Annotated in this window: 24 protein-coding genes; 14 read left to right on the plus strand and 10 right to left on the minus strand. The window is 70.5% G+C overall.

Annotated features, from left to right (window positions below; all coding sequences use genetic code 11):
- Positions 1 to 95: 95 nt before the first annotated feature.
- Genes HW577_RS01485 through HW577_RS01500 form a run of 4 tightly spaced genes read left to right on the plus strand, consistent with a single transcriptional unit; the run spans position 96 to position 4064 of the window.
- A complete protein-coding gene (locus HW577_RS01485) occupies positions 96 to 1115 on the plus strand; it encodes an ABC transporter substrate-binding protein (protein WP_198374276.1) in 1020 nt (339 codons plus the stop codon).
- Positions 1112 to 1894 carry an ABC transporter ATP-binding protein gene (locus HW577_RS01490; RefSeq protein ID WP_198374277.1) on the plus strand — a complete coding sequence of 261 codons (783 nt, stop codon included), beginning with the start codon at positions 1112 to 1114 and terminating at the stop codon, positions 1892 to 1894. The genes HW577_RS01485 and HW577_RS01490 overlap by 4 nt, the downstream gene beginning before the upstream one ends.
- Positions 1891 to 2718, plus strand: a complete 828-nt coding sequence (locus HW577_RS01495) for an ABC transporter permease (RefSeq protein WP_232474597.1) — start codon at positions 1891 to 1893, stop codon at positions 2716 to 2718. Before HW577_RS01490 ends, HW577_RS01495 begins: the two co-directional genes overlap by 4 nt.
- Positions 2715 to 4064 (plus strand): cytosine deaminase, encoded by a 1350-nt coding sequence (locus tag HW577_RS01500; RefSeq protein WP_232474598.1) that lies wholly within the window; start codon positions 2715 to 2717, stop codon positions 4062 to 4064. Before HW577_RS01495 ends, HW577_RS01500 begins: the two co-directional genes overlap by 4 nt.
- On the opposite strand, the gene HW577_RS01505 is transcribed toward HW577_RS01500, so the two are convergent.
- On the minus strand, positions 4051 to 4632 hold the full coding sequence (locus tag HW577_RS01505) for an NAD(P)H-dependent oxidoreductase (protein ID WP_198374278.1): 582 nt from the start codon (positions 4630 to 4632) through the stop codon (positions 4051 to 4053). The genes HW577_RS01500 and HW577_RS01505 overlap by 14 nt on opposite strands.
- Positions 4633 to 4658: 26 nt before the next feature.
- Here HW577_RS01505 and HW577_RS01510 point away from each other — a divergent pair, with 26 nt between their 5' ends.
- Genes HW577_RS01510 through HW577_RS01520 form a run of 3 tightly spaced genes read left to right on the plus strand, consistent with a single transcriptional unit; the run spans position 4659 to position 6432 of the window.
- Complete coding sequence (locus HW577_RS01510) at positions 4659 to 5420, plus strand: cysteine hydrolase family protein (RefSeq protein ID WP_198374279.1); 762 nt, start codon at positions 4659 to 4661, stop codon at positions 5418 to 5420.
- The gene (locus HW577_RS01515) at positions 5420 to 5848 is read left to right on the plus strand and encodes a cupin domain-containing protein (protein WP_198374280.1); all 429 of its coding nucleotides are present in this window, start codon (positions 5420 to 5422) and stop codon (positions 5846 to 5848) included. Before HW577_RS01510 ends, HW577_RS01515 begins: the two co-directional genes overlap by 1 nt.
- The gene (locus HW577_RS01520) at positions 5848 to 6432 is read left to right on the plus strand and encodes an NAD(P)H-dependent oxidoreductase (RefSeq protein ID WP_198374281.1); all 585 of its coding nucleotides are present in this window, start codon (positions 5848 to 5850) and stop codon (positions 6430 to 6432) included. Before HW577_RS01515 ends, HW577_RS01520 begins: the two co-directional genes overlap by 1 nt.
- A gap of 4 nt (positions 6433 to 6436) precedes the next feature.
- Here the strand turns inward: HW577_RS01520 and HW577_RS01525 are convergent, their stop codons facing one another.
- Genes HW577_RS01525 through HW577_RS01540 form a run of 4 tightly spaced genes read right to left on the minus strand, consistent with a single transcriptional unit; the run spans position 6437 to position 11035 of the window.
- Positions 6437 to 7843 (minus strand): FAD-binding oxidoreductase, encoded by a 1407-nt coding sequence (locus HW577_RS01525; RefSeq protein WP_198374282.1) that lies wholly within the window; start codon positions 7841 to 7843, stop codon positions 6437 to 6439.
- The gene (locus HW577_RS01530; RefSeq protein WP_198374283.1) at positions 7840 to 9201 is read right to left on the minus strand and encodes an FAD-binding oxidoreductase; all 1362 of its coding nucleotides are present in this window, start codon (positions 9199 to 9201) and stop codon (positions 7840 to 7842) included. Before HW577_RS01530 ends, HW577_RS01525 begins: the two co-directional genes overlap by 4 nt.
- Complete coding sequence (locus HW577_RS01535) at positions 9194 to 10009, minus strand: creatininase family protein (protein ID WP_198374284.1); 816 nt, start codon at positions 10007 to 10009, stop codon at positions 9194 to 9196. Before HW577_RS01535 ends, HW577_RS01530 begins: the two co-directional genes overlap by 8 nt.
- A 3-nt stretch (positions 10010 to 10012) precedes the next feature.
- Complete coding sequence (locus HW577_RS01540) at positions 10013 to 11035, minus strand: ABC transporter substrate-binding protein (RefSeq protein WP_198374285.1); 1023 nt, start codon at positions 11033 to 11035, stop codon at positions 10013 to 10015.
- Between the two features lie 219 nt (positions 11036 to 11254).
- Here HW577_RS01540 and HW577_RS01545 point away from each other — a divergent pair, with 219 nt between their 5' ends.
- A complete protein-coding gene (locus HW577_RS01545; protein ID WP_198374286.1) occupies positions 11255 to 12259 on the plus strand; it encodes an aromatic ring-hydroxylating oxygenase subunit alpha in 1005 nt (334 codons plus the stop codon).
- A gap of 1 nt (position 12260) precedes the next feature.
- On the opposite strand, the gene HW577_RS01550 is transcribed toward HW577_RS01545, so the two are convergent.
- Genes HW577_RS01550 through HW577_RS01560 form a run of 3 tightly spaced genes read right to left on the minus strand, consistent with a single transcriptional unit; the run spans position 12261 to position 14888 of the window.
- On the minus strand, positions 12261 to 13406 hold the full coding sequence (locus HW577_RS01550) for an MFS transporter (protein ID WP_198374287.1): 1146 nt from the start codon (positions 13404 to 13406) through the stop codon (positions 12261 to 12263).
- 13 nt (positions 13407 to 13419) lie between these two features.
- A complete protein-coding gene (locus tag HW577_RS01555; RefSeq protein WP_198374288.1) occupies positions 13420 to 14154 on the minus strand; it encodes a dienelactone hydrolase family protein in 735 nt (244 codons plus the stop codon).
- Complete coding sequence (locus HW577_RS01560) at positions 14151 to 14888, minus strand: transporter substrate-binding domain-containing protein (RefSeq protein ID WP_198374289.1); 738 nt, start codon at positions 14886 to 14888, stop codon at positions 14151 to 14153. Before HW577_RS01560 ends, HW577_RS01555 begins: the two co-directional genes overlap by 4 nt.
- Before the next feature lie 124 nt (positions 14889 to 15012).
- Here HW577_RS01560 and HW577_RS01565 point away from each other — a divergent pair, with 124 nt between their 5' ends.
- From HW577_RS01565 to urtE, 6 genes are all read left to right on the plus strand, one after another.
- Positions 15013 to 15339, plus strand: a complete 327-nt coding sequence (locus tag HW577_RS01565; RefSeq protein WP_198374290.1) for an NIPSNAP family protein — start codon at positions 15013 to 15015, stop codon at positions 15337 to 15339.
- 230 nt (positions 15340 to 15569) lie between these two features.
- Complete coding sequence (gene urtA, locus HW577_RS01570; RefSeq protein ID WP_198374291.1) at positions 15570 to 16814, plus strand: urea ABC transporter substrate-binding protein; 1245 nt, start codon at positions 15570 to 15572, stop codon at positions 16812 to 16814.
- Positions 16815 to 16855: 41 nt separating this feature from the next.
- Positions 16856 to 18421 (plus strand): urea ABC transporter permease subunit UrtB, encoded by a 1566-nt coding sequence (gene urtB / locus HW577_RS01575; RefSeq protein ID WP_198374292.1) that lies wholly within the window; start codon positions 16856 to 16858, stop codon positions 18419 to 18421.
- Positions 18418 to 19509 carry an urea ABC transporter permease subunit UrtC gene (gene urtC, locus HW577_RS01580; RefSeq protein ID WP_198374293.1) on the plus strand — a complete coding sequence of 364 codons (1092 nt, stop codon included), beginning with the start codon at positions 18418 to 18420 and terminating at the stop codon, positions 19507 to 19509. Before urtB ends, urtC begins: the two co-directional genes overlap by 4 nt.
- The gene (gene urtD, locus HW577_RS01585; protein WP_198374294.1) at positions 19506 to 20243 is read left to right on the plus strand and encodes an urea ABC transporter ATP-binding protein UrtD; all 738 of its coding nucleotides are present in this window, start codon (positions 19506 to 19508) and stop codon (positions 20241 to 20243) included. Before urtC ends, urtD begins: the two co-directional genes overlap by 4 nt.
- Positions 20244 to 20246: 3 nt before the next feature.
- The gene (urtE, locus tag HW577_RS01590; RefSeq protein WP_198374295.1) at positions 20247 to 20939 is read left to right on the plus strand and encodes an urea ABC transporter ATP-binding subunit UrtE; all 693 of its coding nucleotides are present in this window, start codon (positions 20247 to 20249) and stop codon (positions 20937 to 20939) included.
- 3 nt (positions 20940 to 20942) lie between these two features.
- Here urtE and HW577_RS01595 read toward each other — a convergent pair whose 3' ends face one another.
- Positions 20943 to 23039: a YjbH domain-containing protein gene (locus tag HW577_RS01595; RefSeq protein ID WP_332837317.1), complete on the minus strand. Its 2097-nt coding sequence runs from the start codon at positions 23037 to 23039 to the stop codon at positions 20943 to 20945.
- Between the two features lie 204 nt (positions 23040 to 23243).
- On the minus strand, positions 23244 to 24499 hold a 1256-nt coding region (locus HW577_RS01600; protein WP_198374296.1), incomplete at its 5' end, for an SLBB domain-containing protein.

The raw sequence follows: 24499 nt of genomic DNA on the forward strand, positions 1-24499 counted from the left end.
TGCAGCACCCATCTGTCCCGGCGGCGGTATGGCGCCGCAGGGCGTGGCATGTCGCTTGCTGCCCACGGCGTCGTCGAAGACGGGCGGAGGAAGCCATGCGCACCAGATACAGGATCGAGCGGCGCGCGCTGATCGGCGGCGGCGTCGGCTACGCATTGGCCGCGGTCGCCGGCGCGCGCGTGCCCTTCGCGCAATCGCTCGACCGGGTCTCCTTCCAGACGAACTGGCGCGCCCAGGCCGAGCATGGCGGCTACTACCAGGCGGTGGCCGCCGGCATCTATCGCCGCTACGGCATCGAATGCGACCTGCGCATGGGCGGGCCGCAGCAGAACCCGGCGCAGCTGCTGCTTGCCGGCCGCGTCGACATGACCATGTCGAATGGCTTCCAGGCGCTGAACTTCGTGCGGGAGAACGTGCCCTTCCTGACCATCGCGGCGATCTTCCAGAAGGATCCGCAGATCCTGATGAGCCACGAGGAAGCGAACATCACCGGCTTCGAGCAGATGCGCGGCCGGCCGATCCTGATCGGCGCCGGCGGGCGCGTAACCTACTGGCCCTTCCTGCGCGCGCGCTTCGGCCTGACGGACGACCAGATCCGTCCCTACACCTTCAACATCCAGCCCTTCCTGGCCGACAAGGGTGCGATCCAGCAGGGCTTCCTCTCATCCGAGCCTTTCTCGGCCATGGCGGGCGGCGCGCGGCCGCGCGTGCACCTCATCGCCGACGCCGGCTTTCCGAACTACCAGACCACCATCGACATCTCCCGCCGCATGACCGAGGAGAAGACCGACCTGGTGCAGCGCTTCGTCGACGCCACCATGGAAGGCTGGACGCAGTACATGCGCAGCCAGGACGTTGAGGCAGCGAACCGCCTCATCATGCGCGACAACCCCGACATGACGCTGGAGCGCATCACCTACGCCGTGCGGGTTATGAACGAGCGCGGCATCGTCCTGTCCGGCGATGCGGAGCGCCTGGGCATCGGCGCCATGACGGATGAGCGCTGGGAGACCTTCTACACCACCATGCGCGACGCGGGTGCGATGCCTCCGGGCCTCGACATCAAGCGCGCCTATACGCTGCGATTCGTGAACAAGCGGGTCGGGCTGGGGTGACGCCGACGCGGCCGCTCGTCGCGCTGCGCGGGGTCGCGAAGCGCTACGCCACGGGGACGCTGGCGCTGACCGGCATCGACCTCGACATATTGCCGGGCGACTTCGTGGCGCTGCTGGGGCCTTCCGGCTGCGGCAAGTCGACGCTGCTGCGCATCCTCGCGGGCCTGTCCGGTCCGACCGGGGGGACGATCGACTGGCCGGGCGCGACGCATGATGCCGCGGGCGACCCGCAGCGCGACATCGGCTTCGTCTTCCAGGAGCCGACCCTGATGCCCTGGGCGACGGTCATGCGCAACGTGACGCTGCCGCTCGAACTCGCCGGGGTGAAGCGCAGCGAGGCGGAGGACCGCGCGGCCGAATGGCTCGCCCGCGTCGAGCTGAAGGGCTTTGAGCGCGCCTATCCCCGCGCGCTCTCGGGCGGGATGCGGATGCGCGTGTCCATCGCCCGTGCGCTGGTGACGCGCCCGCGCCTTCTGCTGATGGACGAGCCCTTCGCGGCGCTGGACGAGATCACGCGCTTCCGCCTCAACAACGACCTGCTGCAATTGTGGGAGGCCGAGCGCTTCACCGTGGTGTTCGTGACCCATTCCGTCTTCGAGAGCGTCTTCCTCGCCCAGCGCATCGTCGTCATGGCCCCGCGCCCGGGCCGCATCGCCGAGGAGATCGCGGTGGAGGCGCCGACGCCGCGTGGCGAGGAGTTCCGGACATCCCCTGACTATGCCGCGCAATGCCGCACCGTCTCGCACGCCCTGTCGCGCGCCATGGCGCCCGCGGCATGAGCGAGGAACCGACCCCGGAACGCGCCCTGCCTGGCGCGGCCGCCTGGATGCGCGTGGTGGCGCCGACCGTCATCGCCTTCCTCTTCCTCGGCGCCTGGGAGGCGGTGGTGCGCGTCAACGGCATCCCGCACTACATCCTCCCCGGGCCGCTGCTGGTCGGGCAGACGCTGCTGAAGGACTGGGGCACGCTGTCCACCTCGCTGCTGATCACCCTCAAGATCACGTTCATGGCGCTGTCGGTCGCCGCCGTGCTGGGCCTCGCGCTGGCGGTGCTGTTCGCGCAGTCGCGCATCATTGAGATGTCGCTGTTTCCCTTCGCTGTCATCCTGCAGGTGACGCCGATCGTCGCCATCGCGCCGCTGATCATCATCTGGGTGAATGACGTCACGCTCTCCCTGCTGATCTGCGCCTGGATCGTCGCCTTCTTCCCGATCCTGTCGAACACCACGGTTGGGCTGAATTCGGCCGACCACAACCTGATCGACCTGTTCCGGCTTTATCGCGCGAACCGCTGGCAGGTGCTCGTGCGGCTGCTGCTGCCTTCAGCGCTGCCCTATTTCCTCGCGGGGCTGCGCATCTCGGGCGGGCTCGCGCTGATCGGGGCAATCGTCGCGGAATTCGTGGCGGGAACGGGCGGCAGCGCGTCCGGATTGGCCTATCGCATCCTGGAAGCGGGCTACCAGTTGCAGATCCCGCGCATGTTCGCGGCGCTGGTGCTGGTCAGCGGCACGGGGATCGCCATCTTCCTCGCGCTGACGCTGCTCTCGCACCTGCTGCTGCGGAAATGGCATGAGAGCGCCATGGGGCGGGGGGATCGGCGATGAGCATTGCGATGGATCGGCTGCGGGCGGCGCTGGATGGCGCGGGGACGTCCTTTTGGCTGCGGGACGCTCGCGCTTCCGCCGAGTTGCTGGAGGGTGCTCCGGCCTTGCCGACGGATGGCGAAGGGCTTGCGCGCATCGACCTGCGCATTGAGGCCGGTCGTATCGCCGCCATCGCACCTGCCGGCAGCGCCCCCGAAGGGCCCTCGCTGGATGGCGGCCAGCTCTGGCCGGGCCTGGTCGATGGCCACACGCACATCGACAAAGGCCACATCTGGCAGCGCATGCCGAACCCGGACGGCACCTTCGGCGGCGCGATCGGCGCGGTGATGGCCGATCGTGGCGCCAACTGGTCCATCGACGACATGCGCGCGCGCGCCGACTTCGCTCTGCGGGCCGCCCATGCGCACGGCACGGTCGCGCTGCGCACGCATCTCGACAGCTACATGCCGCATGCGCCGAATGCCTGGGCGATGTTCCGCGCGCTGCGGGAGAAGTGGGCGGGGCGGATCGCACTGCAGGCTTCGTCCATCGCGCCGCTTGACCGCTTCGCGGGGGACGAAGGCGCGGCACTCGCCGACATCGTCGCCGATTCGGGCGGCGTGCTCGGCATGGTCACGCGCCTGTCGGGCGGCATCCATGACGAGCTGCCCGCGGACTTCCAGCCCATGCTGGACCGCTTCTTCGCGCTGGCCGAGGAGCGCGGCCTCGCCCTCGATCTCCATGTGGACGAAAGCGGGGAGACGGGGGCGCGCGCACTGCGCGAAATCGCGGCAACCGCGCTCCGCCGCGGCTTCTCCCGCCCCATCCAGTGCGGGCATTGCTGCGCGCTTTCGCTCCAGCCGGATGAGTTCGCCGAGGAGACGATCCGTCTCTGCGCGGAGGCGGGCATCGCCATCATCGTCCTGCCCATGTGCAACATGTACCTGCAGGACCGCGTGCCGGGCCGCACCCCCCGCTGGCGCGGCGTGACGCTGGTGCATGAGATGCGGGCGGCGGGCATTCCCGTCTCCGTCGCCAGCGACAATACGCGGGATCCCTTCTACGCTTATGGCGACCTCGACATGCTCGAGGTGTTCCGCGCCGCGACGCGCATCCTGCATCTCGACCATCCCTTCGGGGATTGGCCGCGCGCCGCGGCTGCAACGCCGGCCGCCGCGATGGGGCTGCCGGAGCACGGCATCATCCGTCCGGGCGCCGCTGCCGACCTCATTCTGTTCCGCGCGCGCTTCATGACGGAGCTGCTCTCCCGCCCCCAGGCGGATCGCATCGTGCTGCGCGCGGGCCGCGTCCTGGCGGCGGAACTGCCGGACTGGCGGGAGCTCGACCCCGTCCTCACCAGCGGCTGAAATGCAGGCGCACCTTCGCGAGGAAGGCGTCGAGTTCCGCCGGCTCGCGCCGGTCCATCCCGTTCAGGTACAGCCAGTCGAGCCGGCAGCCCTTCGCGCAGAGCCGGCGGATACCGCGGCCGATCAGCTTCCTGTCCGGCCAGCCGATGTACCAGAGCAGCCAGGTCGGCGAGCCATAGGTCGTGACGACGGCGATGCGCGTGATGTTGGTCAGCAGCGGCTCGATCGCGCCTTCCCCCAGCCTGAACGCGACGCCAGGCGACCAGACGCGGTCGAACCAGCCCTTCAGGATCGCCGGCAGCCCGTACCACCAAGTGGGGTAGACGAGGACCAGCGCCTCGGCCTCGCGCAGGTCCGCAACGTGGGATTCGATCCCTTCCTCGTTCGCGCCTTCCGTGTGGTAGCGCGCCCGTTCCTCCGCGCCCAGCACAGGATCGAAGCCTTCGGCATGGAGGTCGCGAACCGTGACGGCGTGCCCGGTGCCTTCCAGCGCGGCACGCGCGGCGTCGCGCAGCGCGGCGGAGAAGCTGTCGCTCCGCGGATGGGCATGGATCATCAGGATTCGCATCATCCCCTCCGCTGGAGCATCTTCGCATGATCCCGATCGGGCCATCGCCGCGCAACACCTGGCGCGTGTCGGCCGAGGCGGCGGAGCTGACGCGGCCGGCTGTAGCGCCGCGGCCCGTCACCGTCGCGGCTCGGCCGAAGCGCGTGACCTTCGACCTCGCGCGCAGCGCGATCCTCGTCATCGACATGCAGAACGACTTCTGCCACCGCGACGGTTGGCTGGCGTCGATCGGCGTGGATGTGGAACCCGCCCGCGCGCCCATCGCGCCGCTCGCCGTGCTGCTGCCGACGCTGCGCGCGGCCTCCGTCCCGGTCGTCTGGGTGAACTGGGGCAGCCGCCCGGACCGGCTGAACCTCTCGCCGGCGCTGCTGCATGTCTACAACGGGTCTGGCGCAGGCACCGGGTTGGGGGATCCGCTGCCGGCCACCGGCAGTCCCGTGTTGCAGGCCGGCGCGTGGTCCGCGCAGGTGGTGGATGAACTCACGCCCGACCCGCGCGACATCCGCGTCGACAAGCACCGCATGTCGGGCTTCTGGGACACGCCGCTGGACAGCATCCTGCGCAACCTGCGCGTCGAGACGCTGCTGCTCGCGGGCGTCAACCTCGACCAGTGCGTGCTGCACACCCTGGCGGACGCCAACTTCGCGGGCTTCGACACACTGCTGGTCGAGGATTGCGCGGCCACGACCAATCCGCGCTTCTGCCACGACGCCACCATCCTCAACATCCACCAGATCTTCGGCTTCACCCTGGCATCCACCGACCTGATGGAGGCGATGAGCCCATGATGAGCGCACCCGTCATCGGCAAGCGCGCGGCCGACCTGCGCGGCTTCCGCATCGCGCCTGGCGACAGCAATTACTTCGCCTGTCTGCTCGATCCCCTCGCGGACGGCGTCTCCTTCACCCTCGTCGTCGAGATCTTCGAGCCGGGCGGCAAGACGCCGCCCAACACCCACACGGCCGCGGAGGAATGCTTCTTCGTCCTGGCTGGAAGCGGCATTGCCATGGCAGACGGCCAGACCATGCCGATCGGGCCCGGCGACTGCTTCGTGCTGCGCCCCGGCGTCGAGCATGTGGTGGAGAACACCGGCGCGACGAAGCTCTACTGCCTTACGCTCATGACGCCGAACGAGGGCTTCGCCGAGTTGATCCGCAACGGCACGGCGGTCGACCTCGCGCCTGAGGACATCGCCGTGCTGACGGGCCGCGCCTGATGCGTGTGCTCGTGCTCTTTGCCCATCCGCTGGCCGATTCCTTTCACGCTGCGCTGCACGCGGCGGCGCTCGGAGGGCTGGCGCGGGCGGGGCACGAAATCGACGATTGCGACCTCTATGCCGAAGGCTTCGACCCAGTGCTCTCCGCGGAGGAGCGCCGGAACTACCACGACCCCGCGCTGAACAGCCGCCTCGTCGCGCCCTGGGTGGAACGGGTGCAGAAGGCCGAGGCGATCGTCTGCGTCTTCCCGACCTGGTGCTTCGGCCCGCCGGCGATCCTCAAGGGCTTCTTTGACCGGGTGTTCCTGCCCGGCGTCTCCTTCCGGCTGGAGAATGGCGTAGCGAAGCCGGCGCTGACCAACATCCGCCGCATCGCCGGCATCGTCACCTATGGCCGCCCCTGGTGGACCGCGCTGCTGATGGGCGACCCGCCGCGCATGGCGGTCACCCGCTACCTGCGCGTGCTGACGGGCTGGAAGGCCAAGGCCGAGTACCTCGCGCTGTACGACATGAACCGCGCGACTCAGGCGCGGCGCGAAGCCTTCGTCGCGCGAGTCCGCGACCGCATGGCGCGCTTCGGCTGAGGCGCTATTCGAGCGCTTCCTCCATCTCCGGCGCATCCGGGTCGCCGAACATGTAGTGGGTGCGCGGCGCGTCCGGCGACCAAGCGGGATTGTCCCAGGCCAGCATCTTTCCCGGATTCAGCAGGCCGAGCGGATCTGCTTCCTTCTTGAAGGCCAGCTGCCGCGCATCGACGCGCTTCATCCCGCCTTCCTCGAGCGTGAAGGCATGCGGGTTGAAGATCGGACAGCCATTCTCCTCATGCAAGCGGATGATCTCGGCCAGCCGCTCCTCGGTGGTGTAGCGCACGATCTGAAGGCCGAAGCAGGCCACCTCACCGCCGAAGCGCACGAATTCCAGGTGCATCGGCACCTCGTCGCCGAACAGCGCCGCCATCTTCTCGACCAGCGCGAGGTGCCCCGGCGGCGGGAAGAGGGTCTGCAAATAGGTGATGGACCGGTCGACCTTCAGCGCCTGCAGCGTCGTATGGTTCCAGGAATGCTCGTAGAGCGGCACCGAAGCCTGCTCGGTCGGGCAGCGATACAGCTCGCTTCCGTTGTGGCGTTCGACATAGGGCGGGAGCGCTTCGAGGAAGGGTGCAGCGACCATCGCCAGCACCACATGCGTCCCCGTCGGGATCACGCCCTCGGAGTGCCGGAAATACTGCTGCGGGACGGGCGCGGCCACGACGCAGGCGAGCTTCTTCACGATGCCGTCCGCGCGCGTCAGCGCGTCGGCGAAGCGCGCCGCCTCCATCAGCGTCGGGAAGCCGAGCATTACGTCCACCCACTCATGGGCGGGGGCAAGCGGGACCTCGACCTCTGTGATCACGCCGTTGGTGCCGTAGGCGTGGTTTGCCTTGTCGATCTCAGCACCGCGCAGTTCCAGCACGCGGGGCTGGGCCTCCATCGTCACCACGCGCAGGCCGAGGATGTTCCCCGGTTCCCGCAACGAGCCCCACATGCAGGACCCCGCGCCGGCCGACCCGCCGGCGATGAAGCCGCCGATCGTCGCGGTGCGCTTGGTGGAGGGATGGAAGCGCAACTCGCCGCCGACCTCGCGGCGCACCTGCTCGTCGATCACGATCAGCTTCGCGCCCGCCTGCGCGCGCAGCACGCCGGGCTTCGCCCAGAGCACGCGATCCATGGTGGAGAGGTCCAGCACGATCCCGCCGTTGAGCGGCATGGCTTGGCCGTAATTGCCCGTACCCGCGCCGCGCGGTGTGACGGGAATGCGCCGCGCATGGCAGGCGGCCAGGATGCGGATCACCTCCGCCTCATCCTTCGGGACGGCGACCGCATCCGCCGTCACGCCGTTCAGCTGCCGCTTCAGCACGGGCGAATACCAGAAGAAGTCGCGGCTGCGCTGGCGCACCAGCGCGGCATCCGTCAGGAACTCGATGCCCGGCAGGGCGGCGATCAGCTCGGCGATCATGCGGCGTCGGTCTCCGGGGCGTCGAAACTCGCCATCTTGCCGGGGTTGAACAGGCCGAGCGGATCGACGCGGCGCTTGAAGCCGAGCTGGTCGCCCGGCACGCGGCGATAGCCCGAGCCACCTTCGATGGTGAAGACATGCGGGTTGGCGATGCCGATGCCCTCGGCCTCGAAGCCCGCTACGATAGCGGCGAGCCGTGCCTCGTCCGTCCAGCGGATGACCGGCAGCGCGGTCATGGTCGTGCGGCCGCCGAAGCGGACGCATTCGGTGTGCATCCAGACCTCCTCGCGGAACTTTTCACGCACCGCCTCGACCGCGCGCAGCGTGTCCTCGAAGGGGAAGCGGCATTGCAGGTAGGTGACGCCGCGGTCGCGCTTGAGCACCTGCAGCGTCGTATGATTCCAGCAGTATTCGTAGAAGGGCGTCTCATCCGGGTCGCGTTCGGCCGCCACCGTGTCCTGGTCCGCGACGATCGTCCCGCCATGCTCCCGCACCAGGTCGCGGAAGCCGACAAGGCCCGCGGGCGCGATCATCGCGAGCAGCAGCGCGTGGCCCGCCGGCACCGCATCGGCCAGGCCGCGGAAGAAGGGTGGCAGCCGGTCGTCGAACACCGCCGCCATCTTCTTCGGGATGCCGTCGGCGAAGGCCAGCGCCAGGGCGCAGCGCGCCGCGGCGGGGAAGTCCGGAAAGGTCACCGCCATGTCTCGCCAGGCCTGGGCCGGCGCCAGAGGAATGCGCACGCGGGTGATGACGCCCGTGGTGCCGTAGGTGCGGTTGACCGGCGCGGCCTCGTCGCCCGACAGGTCGAGCAAGGCGGGCGGGTCCTGCAGCGTCGCCACGCGCACGCCGTTGAGGTTGCCGCGCTCGCGCATCGTGCCGTGGACGATGCCGCCCACCCCCGCGCCGCCGCCGGCGACGAAACCCGCGATCGTCGCGGTGCGCTTGGTCGAGGGCCACAGCCGCAGCTCCCAGCCCCGCTCACGCGCCCAGAGGTCGAGGTCGATCATCCGCGCCCCGGCCTCGGCTTCCAGCACGCCGTCCTCGAGCGCGATCGGCGCCGTCATGGCCGTGGTGTCGAGCACTGCGCCGCCGGCCAGCGGCACGCATTGCCCGTAATTGCCGGTCGCGCCGCCGCGCACCGTGACGGGCACGCCCTGCGCGCGCGCCGCGGCGAGGATCCGCAGCACCTCGCCTTCATCTTTCGGCCGCAGCCACAGGTCGGCGCGCTTGCCGTCCAGTTGCGCCTTCAGGATGGGGCTGTACCAGTAGAAGTCGCGGCTTTTCTGGCGCAGCAGGGCGGGGTCGGCCGATTGCTCGATGCCGTCGAGCGCGGCCGCGAAAGCCGTGACGTCAGGCATCGGGGTCAGGTGCGCCGGCCAGGAACGCCTCCACATCCATCGCCGCCACCTGCGCCCAGAGCGCGGCCATCTTCTGCGCGGCATGGTCGAGCAGCATCTCGCCGATCTCCGCCGTGGCGGCGGAGGCATCGCCCACCGCGCCCGCGGGGTGCAGGTCCTGCGCCTGCCACGCGAGCGGGGCGCCGAAATCGGGTGCCATGGCGGGCGTCGCGTTCGACACGCCCTGCCAGCGGCTGACGAAGTTCCGTGCCTTGTCCATGTGAACCAGGTGCGGCGTCAGCGCGAGCATCACAGATGTCTCGTCCCGCCCGGCATGGATGCCGAAGCGCGATTCGACCGGGTCGCGCAGCGCCTCCGGCTTGCCCATCCGCGCCCACATGGCGTTGACGGCGAAGATCCCGTGCTCGATCCGCAGCCGCCGCGCCGCGATGTCGAGGCAGGAGACGTTGCCGCCATGGCTGTTGACGAAGACCAGCCGCTTCACGCCCGCGCGCGCGACAGATGCGCCGATGTCGTAGACCAGGGCGAGCAGCGTCTCCGCGCTGGTCGTCAGCGTGCCGGGATAGCGCAGGTGTTCCACCGACAGCGCGACCGACTGCGTCGGCAGCACCAGCACGGGAAGGTCGGCCGGGATGACCTTCAGCGTGCGTCCCACCACGCCCTGGTTGATGGTGGTGTCGACCGAGACGGGCAGATGCGGCCCGTGCTGCTCGATGCTCGCCACAGGCAGGACGGCGACGGTGTTGGCCGGCAGGGTGCGGAAGGCTGGCCAGGGCAGGTCCTGCCAGTAGCGCGTGGGAAGCGGCATGCGTCAGGCGAGCCTCATGTCGGTGGCGGGCGGAAGGTAGCGCGGATCGTACACCTCGCCCCAGGGCATCGGGCGGGCGATGGCGAAGGCGTCCCGCACCATGTCGATGCCGCGCTGCAGCCGCGCGGTGTCGATCTGGCCGAAGCCGCTGGTGCGGACATGCGGGGTGAAGGTCAGCTCGTTCAACGCCATGCGCAGCCGCTCGGTCTCGAGCGGCACGTCGGTGAGCGGTTCGCGCGCACGCAGCGCGGCGATCGCGACGGACGGATCGGCCAGGCTGTCGTACTGGGCACGCACCAGGCCGCGGATCAGGGCGGTGACCGCGGCGGGGTTCGCCTCCGCCCAGCGGCGGGAGGTGATGAGGGAGGTGGCGTAGAAATTGGCGCCCACCTCGCTGAAGCGCATCGTCACGATGTCTTCCGCCCGTACGCCGAGGCCGCGGAGCGAAAAGACACCGGAGGTGATGAACCCGGTGATGGCGTTGACACGTCCCTGGGCGAGCATCGTCTCGCGCAGTTGGGGCGTCACCGTCTGCCAGCGGATGCGCGTGGCGTCGATGCCGGTCGCCTTGGCGAAGGCGGGAAAGAGCTGGCGGCCCGCATCGGATTCGGGGGCTGCCACGATCTTGTCCATGAGGTCGGCCGGGCGCGTGATGTTCTCCCGCCGCAGCGTCATTACCGCGGCCGCCGTCGCGTCATAGACGATGAAGGGGGTGAAGAGGTCGACCTCCGGCCGCTCCAGCTTCATGCGGATGGTGGGGTTGAGGTCGGCGACGCCGACATCGTAGGCGCCCCCCGCGATCTTCACCGGCACGTCGCCGGACCCGAAGCCGCGGTCCATGGTCACCGCCAGGCCTTCGCGTCGGAAGTATCCGCGTTCGAGTGCCAGCAGGAAGGCCGCCTGGGGCCCTTGCAGCGCCCAGTCCAGGGAGAAGCGGACAGGCAGCAGGGCCTGGGCCTGCACCGCCGGCGCGGCGAGGCCGACGGTCGCGGCGGCAAGGGTCTTGAGCGCGAGGCGACGTTCCATGGCGTGTCTCCGGCATATGTCCGGAGCGTCCCGGACAGGTTGCGCGCGGGCCTGCAAGCGGCGGACCAGCCGGGGACCCGCCGGCCGGCCGTGCCGCTGCCCGCTTTCTGTGCGGAGAATGATCGAGGCCTGCCGCAGCGGAAGGCAGTCCGACCACGAACGCCCGGCGGCGGCTCGGCCCACGATTTGCTCCGCCCCATGCAGGACCGGAGCCCGCCCATGCTTGCCACCGCCACGCCGCTGCTCACCCGCTTCTGGTACCCTGTCATGCCCATGGCGATGCTGGCCGACGGGCCAAAGCCCTTCCGCCTGCTCGGCCGCGACCTGGTGCTGTGGGTGGATGGGGATGGAGAGCCCGCGGCGATGGATGATCGCTGCTGCCACCGCACCGCGAAGCTCTCGAAGGGCTTCTACACGGAAGGGCGGCTCGCCTGCGGCTATCATGGCTGGGAATTCGGCCGCGACGGCACTGTGCTGCGCATTCCGCAGCGCCCGCCCGAACGCCAGGGCGCGATCCGCATGGGCACGCCCGCCTATCGCGCGGCGGCGCGCTACGGCTATCTCTGGGTCGCGCTCGACGATCCTCTATTTCCGATCCCGGATTTCGAGGAAGAGGCCGAAGGCTTCCGCCGCATCGACGAATTCTACGAGCCGTGGAATTGCGCCGGGCTGCGGCTGATGGAGAATTCCTTCGACAACGCGCATTTCTCCTTCGTCCACCGCGCCTCCTTCGGCGACCAGGGACATCCGGAACCCGCGAAGCTCGAGATCGAGGAGCATCTGGACGGCTTCCTGATGATCACCGAGGTGCCGGTGCGCAACCCGGAGATCCAGAAGAAGGTGCTGCGGATGGACCATGACGAGACCGTCCGCTCCATGCGCGGCCGCTGGTACATGCCCTTCCTGCGCAAGCTGCGCATCCGCTACCCCAACGGCCTGTCCCACAGCATCGTCACCTGCGCGACGCCCATCGACGACGCCACCAGCCAGGTGGTGCAGTTCGTCTTCCGCAACGATACCGAGGCCGATGCGAAGGCGGAGGACGTGATCGCCTTCGACCGCATCGTGACGAACGAGGATCGCGACATCCTGGAAAGCACCGACCCGGACGTGCCGCTCGACCAGGCGGGCATCGAGTTCAACATGCCCTCCGACCGCCCGGGCGTGCTGATGCGGCGGATGCTGGCCGCCGTGATCGCGCGGGAGTCGGCGCGGGCCGCGTAGGTCAGCGCCGCAGCGCGAGCACCGCGCCGAGCAGCGCGAAGCCCGCCGCGAAGGGCCCGAATCCCGCGAATCCGAAGGCGCCCACCACCGCGCCGCCAAGCGCCGCCGCAGCGAGCCAGCCGACGCTCGCCGACGTCACGTTCAGCCCGAGCACGGTGCCGCGCACATGCTCCGGCACCTCGGCCAGCGCGGCCATCAGGCAGGGCCGCGCCACCGCGATCACGAGCGCATAGGCAAACCCCGCCGCCACCGTCACGGGCAGGGACGGCGTCCAGCCGAACAGCAGCAGCGCCGCCGCGGCGGACAGGACCAGCGTGACTCCGAAGGTCCTCCGCCGGTCCGGCAACCGGTCCGCCAGCTGCCCGCCGATCACCGTGCCGAGGATGTGGCCGAGCGCGAAGACCAACAGCGGCAGCGCGACGCCCGCGGCCGACAGCCCGTGCGTCGCCTGCAGGAAGGTCGCGTAGTAGACCGCCGTCAGCCCGTAGCAGACGCGTTCCGCCACACCCATCGAGAGCAGCCGCAGCACCGGGCCGGACATCGCCCCCGCAAGGCTCGGCCGCGCGCCCCCCCCGCCGCCGCCATCGCCCGCCGGGCGCAGCGTGGCGAGGAACAGCAACAGGCCGGCCAGCAGCGCGAGTCCCGCGGTCGCCACATGCACGCCGCGCCAGCCGACATGCGCCCCGATCCAGGCCGCCATCGGCACGCCGACCAGCAGCGTCACGGACTGCCCCGCCATGATCCACCCCAGCGCGCGCCCGCGCTGGCGATCGACGGTGCGCGCGGAGGCCTCGGCCATGATCACCCCGGTGAAGCCGCCGGCGCAGAAGCCGCCCAGCGTGACCCAGAGCGCGACTGCCCAGTAGCCCTCCGCCATCGCCACGCCGACCAGGCTCAGCGCCAGCCCCGGCGGGCCGAGCACGAGGAAGGGCCGCCGCCCCCAGCGGTCCGATCCAGCCCCCGCCAGGATCGACGCCACGCCCCAGGAGATCGACGTCGCCGCCATCAGGTTCGCGACCATCGGCAGCGAGGACGCCAGGTCGCGCGCCATGTCGAGCAGGAAGGGCGCGCGCGTGGTGCCGGAGGAGGAGGCCGCGAACATCGCGAAGCATCCCGCCGCCAGCAGCGCCCAGGGCATGGGCGGCATCGGCTTCATCCGCTCAGAGCCGCCGGCGATAGAGCGCGATCAGCCTCTCCCAATGCCGCTCCGCGGCTGGCTTGTCGTAGCACCACCGACCGGGGAAGGCGAAGCCGTGATGGACGCCGGGATGGATCTCGAGTTCGCCCTCGGCGCCCGAGGCCTCGAACAGCGTGCGCAGTTCGGCGACCATGGGCAGGGGCGCAAGGTCGTCATGCTCGGCGCAGCAGATGTAGAGTTCCGCGCGTCCGTGGCCGAGCGTGGCATGCGGGCTTTCCTCCGCCTCGCTGACCAGCCAGGTGCCGTAGATCGAGGCCGCGGCGGCGATGCGCCCCGGATAGCGCACGGCGGCGGCGAGCGCGTAGGGGCCGCTCATGCAATAGCCATGCACGCCGACCGGCCCATGCCGCGCGATGCCCGCGCGGTCGAGGAAGGCAAGCATCGCACCCACATCCTCCATCGCCGGCGGGATCGTCATGCGGGTGCGGATGGCGCGCATCCGAGCGCGCTCCGGATCGCCCTCGGTCATGACGCCGGGGCCGAACTTCGTGTCGCGCCCCGCGCGGTAGTACAGGTTCGGCAGCAGCACGCAGTACCCGGCGGTGGCGAGCCGCCGCGCCATGTCGTGCAACTCCTCGCGGATGCCGGGCGCGTCCATCAGCATCAGCACGGCCGGATGCAGGCCGCGATCGGGACGAACGACGAAGGTCTCCATCGCTCCGTCGCGGGTCGGGATGTCCTTGGTGGATTCGATCATGCGGCGCGCTCCGCCGGCCCGGCGACGCTCAGGCCCTGGACGCCGTGGCGCGCGATGAGGCTCGCGACGAGGCCCGACGCCTTCGCCTCCTCGACAAAGTCGGCCAGGAAGCGCGCCGCCGCGTCGTGTCCGCGCGCCATGCCGACCGCCTGCTGCACGGCCGTGAACTGGCCATCCAGGATGCGCGCGCCGGGCATGGCGGCGGCATCGGCGATCAGCCGCGGACGAAGCCCGGCCAGTGCTTCCAGGCCCTGCTCCGCGAACAGCTTCGCGGCGCCGTCGAGCCCTTCGGCCCGCACCAGCGTCGCCTGACGGATGTTGCGCTCGAGCCAGAGGTCGTAGGCGGCGCGCGCCGTGACGGCGATGCGCACGCCGGGCCGGTCCACCTGGTCGATCGCCGTGATGGGGGAGCCGGGCGGGACCATGTAGGTCGACTCGATCTCGGCATAGGCGGCGGTGAAGGCGATGTGCTCGGCGCGCTGCGGCTCGGCGCCGATCAGCGCGATGTCCCAGGCATCGGTGCCGACCGCATCCGCCACGTCGCCGGGCCGCGGATAAGGCACGCAGCGCAGCGGCACGCCGAGACGGTGGGCGATGGCGCGCGCCATGCCCGGCGCCACGCCTTCCGGATCGCCATGCGGGCCGCGGCCATTCACCAGCAGGAAATTGCCGAGGTTGATCCCGGCGCGCAGCACGCCGCGCGGCGCCAGGGCCGCGAGCACATCTTGGGTCATGGGCGTTTCCTCATCGGCCTTCAGTAGACGGCGACGGCGCGCGCCCGTCCAGGGCGCGGCCTTGCGCGTGGCGACGCGCGAGCCATGCTGGCCTCGCCGCCACGCGGGCGGGAGGAGACGAGACATGATCCACGAATTGCGCATCTATCGCTGCGTGCCGGGCCGCCTGCCCGCGCTGCTCAACCGGTTCGAGACCATCACCCTGAAGCTTTGGGAGAAGCACGGCATCCGCCAGGCCGGCTTCTGGACGACGCTGATCGGCGAATCGAACCAGGACCTGCACTACCTGCTGGCGTGGGAGTCGCTGGCGGAGCGGGAGGAAAAGTGGAACGCCTTCGCCGCCGATCCCGAATGGCTCAAGGCGCGGGCGGAAACCGAAAAGGACGGCGCGATCGTTGCGCAAGTGACGAACGCCATCCTGCAGCCGACGGGCTTTTCCTCGGTGAAGTGACGATGGACGGGCCATGGCCGGAACGTCATGTGCCCATTCACCACGCAGAACGACCCGCCGGCACGCGAAGTCTGCCGCGCCGGCGGGCAGCAGCGCCCGCTCCGGCCGCGGAATGCCCGGCTTGTCCATGGCACGCGGTTCGCTTTGCCCACCCCCCGTGCAGGACGTGGCGCGCCGATCCCCGGTCGCGCCGGGGTGCATCCTGCGCCGCAGGAGGAGGGCGAAGCCCCATGACCGACGTGACAAGGATCTCGCGCCGCGCTGCGCTGATGGGCTTCGGCGCGACGCTCGCTGCCCCGGCGATCGGCCCGGCCTTCGGCCAGGGCGCGCCGATCAAGGTCGGCGTTCTGCACTCGCTGTCCGGCACCATGGCGATCAGCGAGACGGCGCTGCGCGACACCGTCCTGATGATGGTGAACTGGATCAATGGCCGCGGCGGCCTGCTTGGCCGGCGGGTCGAGGCGGTGGTTGTCGACCCCGCTTCCAACTGGCCCTTGTTCGCCGAGAAGGCGCGCGAACTGCTCCAGGTGCACCGCGTGGACGTGACCTTCGGCTGCTGGACCTCGGTGTCCCGCAAGTCCGTCCTGCCGGTGTTCGAGGAGCTGAACGGCATGCTCTTCTACCCCGTCCAGTACGAGGGCGAGGAGGAGAGCCGGAACATCTTCTACACCGGCGCCGCGCCGAATCAGCAGGCGATCCCGGCGGTGGAATACCTGATGTCCGCCGATGGCGGCGGCGCGCGCCGCATCGCGCTGCTCGGCACGGACTACGTGTATCCGCGCACGACCAACCGCATCCTGCGCGCCTTCCTCAATTCGAAGGGGATCGCCGATGCCGACATCCTCGAGGAATACACCCCCTTCGGCCACAGCGACTGGCAGGGCATCGTCGCGCGGGTGAAGCGCTTCGCGGGCGAGGGCAAGAAGACCGCCATCGTCTCCACCATCAACGGCGACGCGAACGTTCCCTTCTACCGGGAGCTCGGCAACCAGGGCATCAAGGCGGAGGACATCCCCTCGGTCGCCTTCTCGGTGGGTGAGGAGGAGCTCGCGGGCATCGACACCCGCCCGCTGGTTGGCCACCTGGCGGCCTGGAACTACTTCATGTCGGTGCAGTCGCCGGCGAACACCGAGTTCCTGAACCTCTGGCGCGCCTACATCAACAACCCGCGCCGCGTCACCAACGACCCGATGGAAGCGACCTATGTCGGCTTCAAGATGTGGGCACAGGCGGTGGCAGCGGCCGGCACCACGGGCGTCGATGCCGTGCGCACGGCGATGTACGGGCAGAAGGTGGATGCGCCGTCCGGCTTCACGCTGGAGATGCACCGCAACCACCATCTGTCCAAGCCGGTCATGATCGGCGAGGTGCAGGCCGACGGGCAGTTCAACACGGTCTGGAAGACGCCTGGCCCGATCGTGGCCGAGAACTGGTCCCCCTTCATCCCCGAGAACGCCAACCGGCGTCGTGGGTGACGCGACCGGGGCGGCCCCGCGCCGCCCCGCCGCCGACTGACATGGCAAGGCTCCTCGCCATTCTCCTGATGCTCGCGCTAGCTTTGCCGGCGCGGGCGCAGGATGCCTTCATTGATGCGCTGGCCGGGCTCGGTGGCGGCTTCGGCGCGCAGGCCGAGGCAGCCGACCGGCTCGGCACGCTCGGCGACCCGCGCGCCATCGCGCCGATGCGCGCACTGTCCGATGGGCGGCTGCTGCGCCGCGCCGACGGGACGCTGATCATCCGCACCGATGGCGGCGCGATCGAGGCCGCGACGGGCGCGCCCGCCGACGCCACCGGCGCCGAGACGGTGCGCATCAACAACCGCGTCCGGGTGGCGCTGCGCGGCGCGCTTGGCAAGCTGCAGCTCGTCTCGCCCGATGCCGGGGAACGGCTGGCCGCGGCCGAGGCAGTCTTCCGCAGCCCTTCGGCGGAGAACGTCCCGCTGCTGGACGCCGCGCTGGCGCGGGAGACGCAGCCGCGCATCCGCGAAAGGATGGAACTCGCGCTCGCCGCCTCGCGCCTCGTCGCGACGGATGCGGCGCAGAAGCGCGCGGGGATCGCCACGCTCGGCGCCTCCTCCTCCCCCGAGGCGCGCGCGATCCTGCTCGAGGCCCGCGCCCAGAACGCCGACCTGCTGGCCGAGATCGAGGCCGCCGTCGCGGCAATTGACCGGCGGCTCGCCGTCCGCCGCGCGGCGGAAACCTTCTTCCAGGGGCTCTCGCTCGGCTCCGTGCTGCTGCTCGCCGCCCTTGGGCTCGCCGTCACCTTCGGCGTGATGGGCGTGATCAACATGGCGCATGGCGAGTTCGTCATGCTCGGCGCCTACACGACCTTCCTAGTGCAGCAGGCGCTGCGGGACATCCCCGGCCTCGCACCCTTCGCGCTGCCGCTCTCGATCCCGGCCGCCTTCCTCGTCGCGGGCCTGGGCGGCCTGCTGATGGAACGCGGGCTGATCCGGCACCTCTATGGCCGGCCGCTGGAAACCCTGCTGCTGACCTTCGGCGTCGGCATGATGATCCAGCAGGCGGTGCGGCTCGCCTTCGGCGCGCAGAACCGGGAGGTCACGAGCCCGCCCTGGATGCAGGGCACGCTGCTGCTGCCCTTCGACATTCCCGTCACCGCCAATCGGCTGTGGATCCTGCTGTTCAGCCTGGCCTTCTTCGTCCTGATCGTCGCGGCCATCCGCTTCACCCGCTTCGGGCTGGAGATGCGGGCAGTCACGCAACGCCGCCCGATCGCCGCGGCCATGGGCATCCGCACCGGGCGCGTCGATGCGCTCACCTTCGCCTTCGGATCAGGCATCGCGGGCATCGCCGGCGTGGCACTGAGCCAGATCGACAACGTCTCCCCCAATCTCGGCACCGGCTACATCATCGACAGCTTCCTGGTGGTGGTGTTCGGCGGGGTCGGCAGCCTGGCGGGAACGCTGATCGCGTCCTTCGGGCTGGGGCTGATCAACAAGGTGCTGGAACCCTGGGCGGGGGCGGTGCTGGCGAAGGTCTTCGTGCTGGTGGCCGTGATGGTCTTCATCCAGCGGCGCCCGCGCGGGCTGTTCCCGCAGAAGGGCCGGGCGGCGGAAGCATGAGCGCGACCACGCTCGACGCCGCGCCGTCCCGCCTGCGGCTTGGCCTGCGCGCGGGCATGATCGGCGCGGTCTGCCTGCTCGCCGCCTTCCCGGTGCTGAACCAGCTGCCGGAGACGCATGCGCTGCATGTGTCGGACTTCCTCGTCTCGGTCTCGGGCAAGTGGATCTGCTACGCCATCCTCGCCCTCTCGCTCGACCTCGCCTGGGGCTATGCGGGGATCCTCTCGCTCGGCCATGGGGCCTTCTTCGCCCTCGGCGGCTATGCGATGGGCATGCACCTGATGCGGCTGATCGGGCCGCGCGGGGTCTATGGCCACCCGGTGCTGCCAGACTTCATGGTCTTCCTCGGCTACCGGGAACTACCCTGGTACTGGCTCGGCTTCGACAGTTTCGCTTTCGCCATGCTGATGGTGCTGCTGGTGCCGGGGATGCTCGCGCTGGTGCTGGGCTGGCTGTGCTTTCGCAGCCGCATCACCGGCGTCTATCTCTCGATCATCACCCAGGCCATGACCTATGCGCTGATGCTCGCCTTCTTCCGCAACGACATGGGATTCGGCGGCAACAACGGCTTCACCGACTTCAAGGAGCTGCTCGGGATGCCGCTGAACACGGGCGCGGCGCGCGCGACGCTGTTCTACGCGTCCCTTGTCTCGCTCGTCGTCTGCTACCTGCTGTGCCGCTGGATGACGGCCACGAAGTACGGCCGCGTGCTGACCGCGATCCGCGACGCCGAAAGCCGGGTCCGCTTCCTCGGCTACGACGTGACGCGGCACAAGCTCTTCGCCTTCGTCGCCTCCGCCATGATGGCCGGGCTCGCCGGCGCGCTGTATGTGCCGCAGGTCGGCATCATCAACCCTGGCGAGTTCAGCCCCGGCAACTCGATCGAGGCCGTGGTGTGGGTCGCGGTCGGCGGCCGCGGGACGCTGGTCGGTGCGGTGCTCGGCGCCTTCTCCGTTAACGGGCTCAAGACCTGGCTGACCAGCGCCGCGCCAGACCTCTGGCTCTTCGTGCTCGGCGGGCTGTTTGTCGCCGTCACGCTGTTTCTGCCGAAGGGGCTGATTGGCCTGCTGCAGGGGCGCGGCAAGTGAAGGGGCGGCGGCTGTATCTCGACGGCGTCTCGGTCGTCTTCGACGGCTTCCGCGCGCTGAACAACCTGGCCCTGGTCGTGGAACCGGGCGAGATGCGCGCCGTCATCGGCCCCAACGGCGCCGGCAAGACGACGATGATGGACGTCATCACCGGAAAGACGCGCCCGACCGCCGGCGTCGCCAGCTTCGGCGATGCGGACCTGACCCGGATGGACGAGGCCGCGATCGCCAATCTCGGCATCGGCCGCAAGTTCCAGAAGCCGACCGTCTTCGACGCGCTGACGGTGTTCGAGAACCTGGAGCTCGCCCTCAAGGCCCCGCGCGGCCCAATCGCCTGCCTGCGCTGGATCCTCTCCGGCGAAGGCCGCGCGCGGGTCGAGGAGGTGATGGAGGAAACGGGCCTCGCCGACCGCGCGCAGGACCCGGCGGGCATCCTCTCCCACGGCCAGCGCCAGTGGCTCGAGATCGGCATGCTGATGATGCAGGACCCGGAACTGCTGCTGGTGGACGAACCCGTCGCCGGCATGACGGATGCCGAGACCGAGCACACCGCGGCACTCCTCGCGCGCATCGCCGGCAAGCACAGCGTCGTGGTGGTGGAACACGACCTCGAATTCGTCCGCGCGCTCGGCTGCCGCGTCACGGTGCTGCACGAAGGCAGCGTGCTCTCGGAAGGCTCGATCGACCATGTGCAGAACGACCCGCGCGTGGTCGAGGTCTATCTCGGGCGCTGAACCATGCTGACCGTCGCCTCCATCGACCTCTCCTACGGCGCGTCGCGCTGCCTGCGCGGCGTCTCGCTGGTTGCCGAACCGGGCAAGGTCACCGCCGTGCTCGGCCGCAACGGCGTCGGAAAATCCTCGCTGCTGCGCGCCATCATGGGGCTCGAACGCGTGCAGGGCGGCACCATCACCTGGGAAGGGCGGGACGTGACGCGCCTGCCGCCGGCCGAACGCGCCCGCGCCGGCATCGGCTACGTGCCGCAGGGGCGGGAGATCTTCCCCTTCCTCACGGTGCAGGAAAACCTCGAGACCGCGCTGGCCGCCGCCCCGCGCGGCTCGAAGGTGCCGGGCGAGATCTTCGACCTGTTTCCCATCCTGCGCGACTTCCTGCGCCGGCGCGGCGGCGACCTCTCCGGCGGGCAGCAGCAGCAGCTGGCGATCGGGCGGGCGCTCTGCGCCAGGCCGCGCCTGCTGATCCTGGATGAGCCGACCGAGGGCATCCAGCCCTCCGTCATCAAGGACATCGCCCGCGTCATCCGGCACCTCTCGCGCGACCGCGGCATGGCGGTGGTGCTCGTCGAGCAGTACTACGACTTTGCCCGCGAACTCGCCGACCGCATCGCCGTCATGGTGCGCGGGGAAGTCGTGCTGGACGGCCCGGCCGACCAGTTGCAGGAAGACGCCGTCCGGCCCCTGCTGACCGTGTGACGCCTATCTGATGAACCAGGAGGCGCCGCGCGCCAGCGCCTCCGCCCGCCCGTCGCGCGTCACCTCCCACAGCGGATTGTCCACCGCCAGGCGCTGCCCGCCATCGCGCTGCGTCGGGCGGATCACCGCGCCCACCGAGGACCGCGATCGCGCCCCGAACAGGTCGAGCGGCACGCGGATGAACAGCCCCTTGTCGAAGGATCCTTCGCCAAAGCGTGCGAAGGGCACGTCGGTCAGCGTCGCGAAGGCGCCGACCTCGATGCCGCTGTCGAAGCGCCGCGCCACCTCGACGGTGCCGCCCCAGTCCCCCGCGAGATACCGCCCGCCACGGACCAGCGCCGTCAGGTTCCACCAGGGCAGGTCGGCATACAGCGAGACATGCCCCGTGGTGACCCTGTAGTCGCGCAGGCCGAAGCGTTGGTCGAATTCCCGCTGCGCGACATGCGCGACATCGAGTCCAAGCGCGAAGGGCCCATCATGCGGCCGCCACAGCACCTCCGCGGACAAGCCCGCAAACATCGGCTCCAGATAGCCCGTGGTGACGCGCGCGAAGACATCCGGCGCCGGCGACCAGAGGCGCTCAGCATAGAGCGTCGGCAGGGCGAGGTCCCGCCCCTCATCCGCATAGCGCGCATAATCCGACCGCACGCGCGGCAGCACGGAATCGGACGCCGCCGCGCCATCGAGGTTCTGCACCACCACCTGCGAGACGCTGCCGCCCAGCGCCAGCCCATGTCCGAAGCCGAGCCGCCCGCCGGCCACCAGTGCCGCCTGCCAGCGCAGCGTGCGCGACGGATCGCCGAGCACGACGCGGAGGCGCGGTTCCAGCGACCAATCGAGGAAGGGGCCACGCGCCGACGCCGCACCCTCGAACCCGTCCTCCGGCGGCATCAGGATGGCGGTGGCGAAGACCTCCTCCGCGCTGCCATGGCCGCGGGCGGCGGCTTCCAGCGCCGCGCGTGGGACCAGCACGCGCGCAATCTCCACCCCTTCCCGCTGCCAGGCGATGACGAGGCGTTCGACCTCGCGCGGCAGATGCGGCTGCACGGCGCGCCCGACGCGCCCCACCACCTGCGCGAGCGTGCGATACGGCCCGCCGGCGACGGCGATGCGCGCTTCCTGCCCCGCCACGCCGAAGGCCATGCCGCGCAGCCCGGCCTCCTCCAGCGCGGCAAACACGCGATCGGCCGGTAACGCGACGCCGCCGCGCGGGGCCATGGCCGGCGGCGGCGCCAGCGGCGCGCGCGGCGGATCGGCCGGGTCCATCCGCACCGAGGCGCGCAGCACCAGGTCGGTCCCGTGCACCCAATGCACGCCGAGCTCGAGCCAGTCATTCGACCATTGCAGCCCGGCATTCACGCGCGACCGCGCCTCCCCGCGCAGGTTCGTCGTGCGCGCGGGGTAGCCGCCGCGCTCGTCGCGCAGCGCGTCGCCGCTGATCTCGACCTTGGCGCGCAGCCCCTCGACCCAGCCGAAGGGCGTCTCGAAGGCGGGCATGCTCCATTCGATGCCGCCGAACAGCGCGACATCCTCACCACGGAAATAGCTGCCGGTGCGCAGCGTGCCGCCCTGGCCGACATCGCGCGCCCGCTCCCCGAAGCGCGGCGAGATGTCGAGGAAGGGATTGTTCCCATCCACCCGCGTGCCCAGCCGGCCCCAGCCGAGACCGAGCGTCAGGTCCACATCCCACAAGCGCTTCGAGACGACGATGTACTCGCCGCCATACAGGCCCGTGCCGGCGATGTCCTGGATGCCGATAGCGAGCGCGGGCCGCCAGTCATTCTCCTCCCACAGGCGGAACTTCACGTCGAAGGCGCGGTCGGAGACGATCCCCTCCCCGGTCGTGCCGTTCAGCCGCTCGGCCACGCGGAAGGTCGTCTCGAGCCAGGGCAGCGCCTGGAAACCGAGGAACCAGAAGCGCCGCTGGTGGCGGAAGGACCCGCCCGCCTCCACCACGCCATCGGCGCGGAAGCGCGCATTGCGCATCTCGACCAGGCCGACCCCGCCCCAGTTCGAGCCGGTGCCGTCCTGCGCACGGGCGGGTAGCGGGAAGGCGAGGAGGGCGGCGGACAGCAGCAGGGGAGCGCCGCCCCCCTGCACCCCCCGCCAGAGGCCGAAAGGCCTCTGGACACCATCAGATGGGCGGGCAGTGGGAGGGGCGTGGCGCGACCACCGGGCACCGCGCGCGCTCTGAGCCTCTCCCACCGCCCGCCCATGTATTGGGTTCCAAGGGCCTTTCGGCCCTTGGCGGGTGGGGTTCGGGGAGGGCAGCGCCCTCCCCGTCGCGTCGCCACCGTCCACGCCCTACCGGTTCGCCTCGCGCGCGATCACGGCTAGCGCGGCGGCGGAGACCGAGACCTGTCCCAGCACCTGCGTCAGGTCGCGCACAAAGCCCCAGGTCTCGTAGGGGCTCGGGTCCTGCGGCACGACGACGAGGCTGCCCGGCGGCACGGGCGGCCCGCCCTGTTGCCAGGCGGACAGCCCCGCGGCGGTGGACTGCCCGTTCGGCAGCACGATGAAGGCGCGCGGCGGGTCGGCGAAGCGCTGCGCGCCGCCGGAAGCGCGCACGTAGTCCGAGGCCCGCCACCCCGTGCGGAATTGCAGCGAGCCCGGGTTCAGCACCGCGCCGACGACGGTGATCTCGCTCGGCCGCTTCGGCATGGCGATCAGGTCGCCGGGCTCGAGCAGCACGTCGAGTTCGGGCCGCGCGGCGAGGATGACCGGATTGGCCTCCACCACCATGCGCCCGGAGGCGCGGGCTTCGCGCAGCGAGTTCGCCAGCTCGCGCCCGGCGGTGATGGCGGAGCCGAGATCGACGGTCGATCCGCGCGTACCCGCCACGGCCTGCCCCGCCGCGGTCTGGATCAGGCTCGTTTCCAACTCGCGTGCCGTGCGCTGGAAGCCCTCCTGCTGGCGCAGCCGCACGCTGTCGCGCGTGAAGACGGCGCCGTAGGGATAGGCCTGCGGCGTCAGCCCGCCGGCGCGGGCGATGACTTCCGACAGCCTCTCCCCGCGGCGGATGTCGTAGGTGCCGGGGCGGAGGAATTCGCCCACCAGCGTCACGGGCCCGGCGTCCCGGTCGCCGAAGCCGCGCGGGATGCGCACCGTGTCGCGCGGCGAAAGCCGGATCGCGGCGAAATTGCGGCTGGCCAGGTCGAGCCGCGTGCGCGCCAGCGGAATGGCGCCCGAGGGTTCCGGCGGTTCGCGCGCGAACTCCACCACGCGCAGGTCGGCGGCATCCGACAGCCCGCCGGCGGCGGCGATCAGCAGGTCAAGCCCGGTATCCTCGACGATCGGGAACAGTCCCGGCCGCCGTGCCTCCCCGGTCAGCACCACCGCCTGGTCGATCAGGAACACCGGCAGGTCCGGATGGTCGAGGAACACCTGCGGGCAGGGTACCGCGCCGATGTCGGGAAAGCCCGCCCCGCGCGCATGGGCGAAGCGCTGCGGTGATGCGCGCGCGGCCACGGCAAGCGCGAGCAGCGCCGGGCAGTCCGGCGCCGGCGCCTGGCCATGCACGGGCGCCACCGGCGCTTCGCCGCGCAGCGCGCGCTGCACGG

Origin of the sequence: Neoroseomonas rubea, assembly GCF_016106015.1 — a bacterium.
Taxonomy (GTDB): domain Bacteria; phylum Pseudomonadota; class Alphaproteobacteria; order Acetobacterales; family Acetobacteraceae; genus Neoroseomonas; species Neoroseomonas rubea.

What these genes read in the sequence shown, in the direction of transcription:
- HW577_RS01485 (WP_198374276.1), top strand. Translation starts at nt 96, where the DNA reads ATGCGCACCAGATACAGGATCGAGCGGCGCGCGCTGATCGGCGGCGGC.
- HW577_RS01495 (WP_232474597.1), top strand. Translation starts at nt 1,891, where the DNA reads ATGAGCGAGGAACCGACCCCGGAACGCGCCCTGCCTGGCGCGGCCGCC.
- HW577_RS01500 (WP_232474598.1), top strand. Translation starts at nt 2,715, where the DNA reads ATGAGCATTGCGATGGATCGGCTGCGGGCGGCGCTGGATGGCGCGGGG.
- HW577_RS01505 (WP_198374278.1), bottom strand. Translation starts at nt 4,632, where the DNA reads ATGCGAATCCTGATGATCCATGCCCATCCGCGGAGCGACAGCTTCTCC.
- HW577_RS01510 (WP_198374279.1), top strand. Translation starts at nt 4,659, where the DNA reads ATGATCCCGATCGGGCCATCGCCGCGCAACACCTGGCGCGTGTCGGCC.
- HW577_RS01515 (WP_198374280.1), top strand. Translation starts at nt 5,420, where the DNA reads ATGAGCGCACCCGTCATCGGCAAGCGCGCGGCCGACCTGCGCGGCTTC.
- HW577_RS01520 (WP_198374281.1), top strand. Translation starts at nt 5,848, where the DNA reads ATGCGTGTGCTCGTGCTCTTTGCCCATCCGCTGGCCGATTCCTTTCAC.
- HW577_RS01525 (WP_198374282.1), bottom strand. Translation starts at nt 7,843, where the DNA reads ATGATCGCCGAGCTGATCGCCGCCCTGCCGGGCATCGAGTTCCTGACG.
- HW577_RS01530 (WP_198374283.1), bottom strand. Translation starts at nt 9,201, where the DNA reads ATGCCTGACGTCACGGCTTTCGCGGCCGCGCTCGACGGCATCGAGCAA.
- HW577_RS01535 (WP_198374284.1), bottom strand. Translation starts at nt 10,009, where the DNA reads ATGCCGCTTCCCACGCGCTACTGGCAGGACCTGCCCTGGCCAGCCTTC.
- HW577_RS01540 (WP_198374285.1), bottom strand. Translation starts at nt 11,035, where the DNA reads ATGGAACGTCGCCTCGCGCTCAAGACCCTTGCCGCCGCGACCGTCGGC.
- HW577_RS01545 (WP_198374286.1), top strand. Translation starts at nt 11,255, where the DNA reads ATGCTTGCCACCGCCACGCCGCTGCTCACCCGCTTCTGGTACCCTGTC.
- HW577_RS01550 (WP_198374287.1), bottom strand. Translation starts at nt 13,406, where the DNA reads ATGCCGCCCATGCCCTGGGCGCTGCTGGCGGCGGGATGCTTCGCGATG.
- HW577_RS01555 (WP_198374288.1), bottom strand. Translation starts at nt 14,154, where the DNA reads ATGATCGAATCCACCAAGGACATCCCGACCCGCGACGGAGCGATGGAG.
- HW577_RS01560 (WP_198374289.1), bottom strand. Translation starts at nt 14,888, where the DNA reads ATGACCCAAGATGTGCTCGCGGCCCTGGCGCCGCGCGGCGTGCTGCGC.
- HW577_RS01565 (WP_198374290.1), top strand. Translation starts at nt 15,013, where the DNA reads ATGATCCACGAATTGCGCATCTATCGCTGCGTGCCGGGCCGCCTGCCC.
- urtA (WP_198374291.1), top strand. Translation starts at nt 15,570, where the DNA reads ATGACCGACGTGACAAGGATCTCGCGCCGCGCTGCGCTGATGGGCTTC.
- urtB (WP_198374292.1), top strand. Translation starts at nt 16,856, where the DNA reads ATGGCAAGGCTCCTCGCCATTCTCCTGATGCTCGCGCTAGCTTTGCCG.
- urtC (WP_198374293.1), top strand. Translation starts at nt 18,418, where the DNA reads ATGAGCGCGACCACGCTCGACGCCGCGCCGTCCCGCCTGCGGCTTGGC.
- urtE (WP_198374295.1), top strand. Translation starts at nt 20,247, where the DNA reads ATGCTGACCGTCGCCTCCATCGACCTCTCCTACGGCGCGTCGCGCTGC.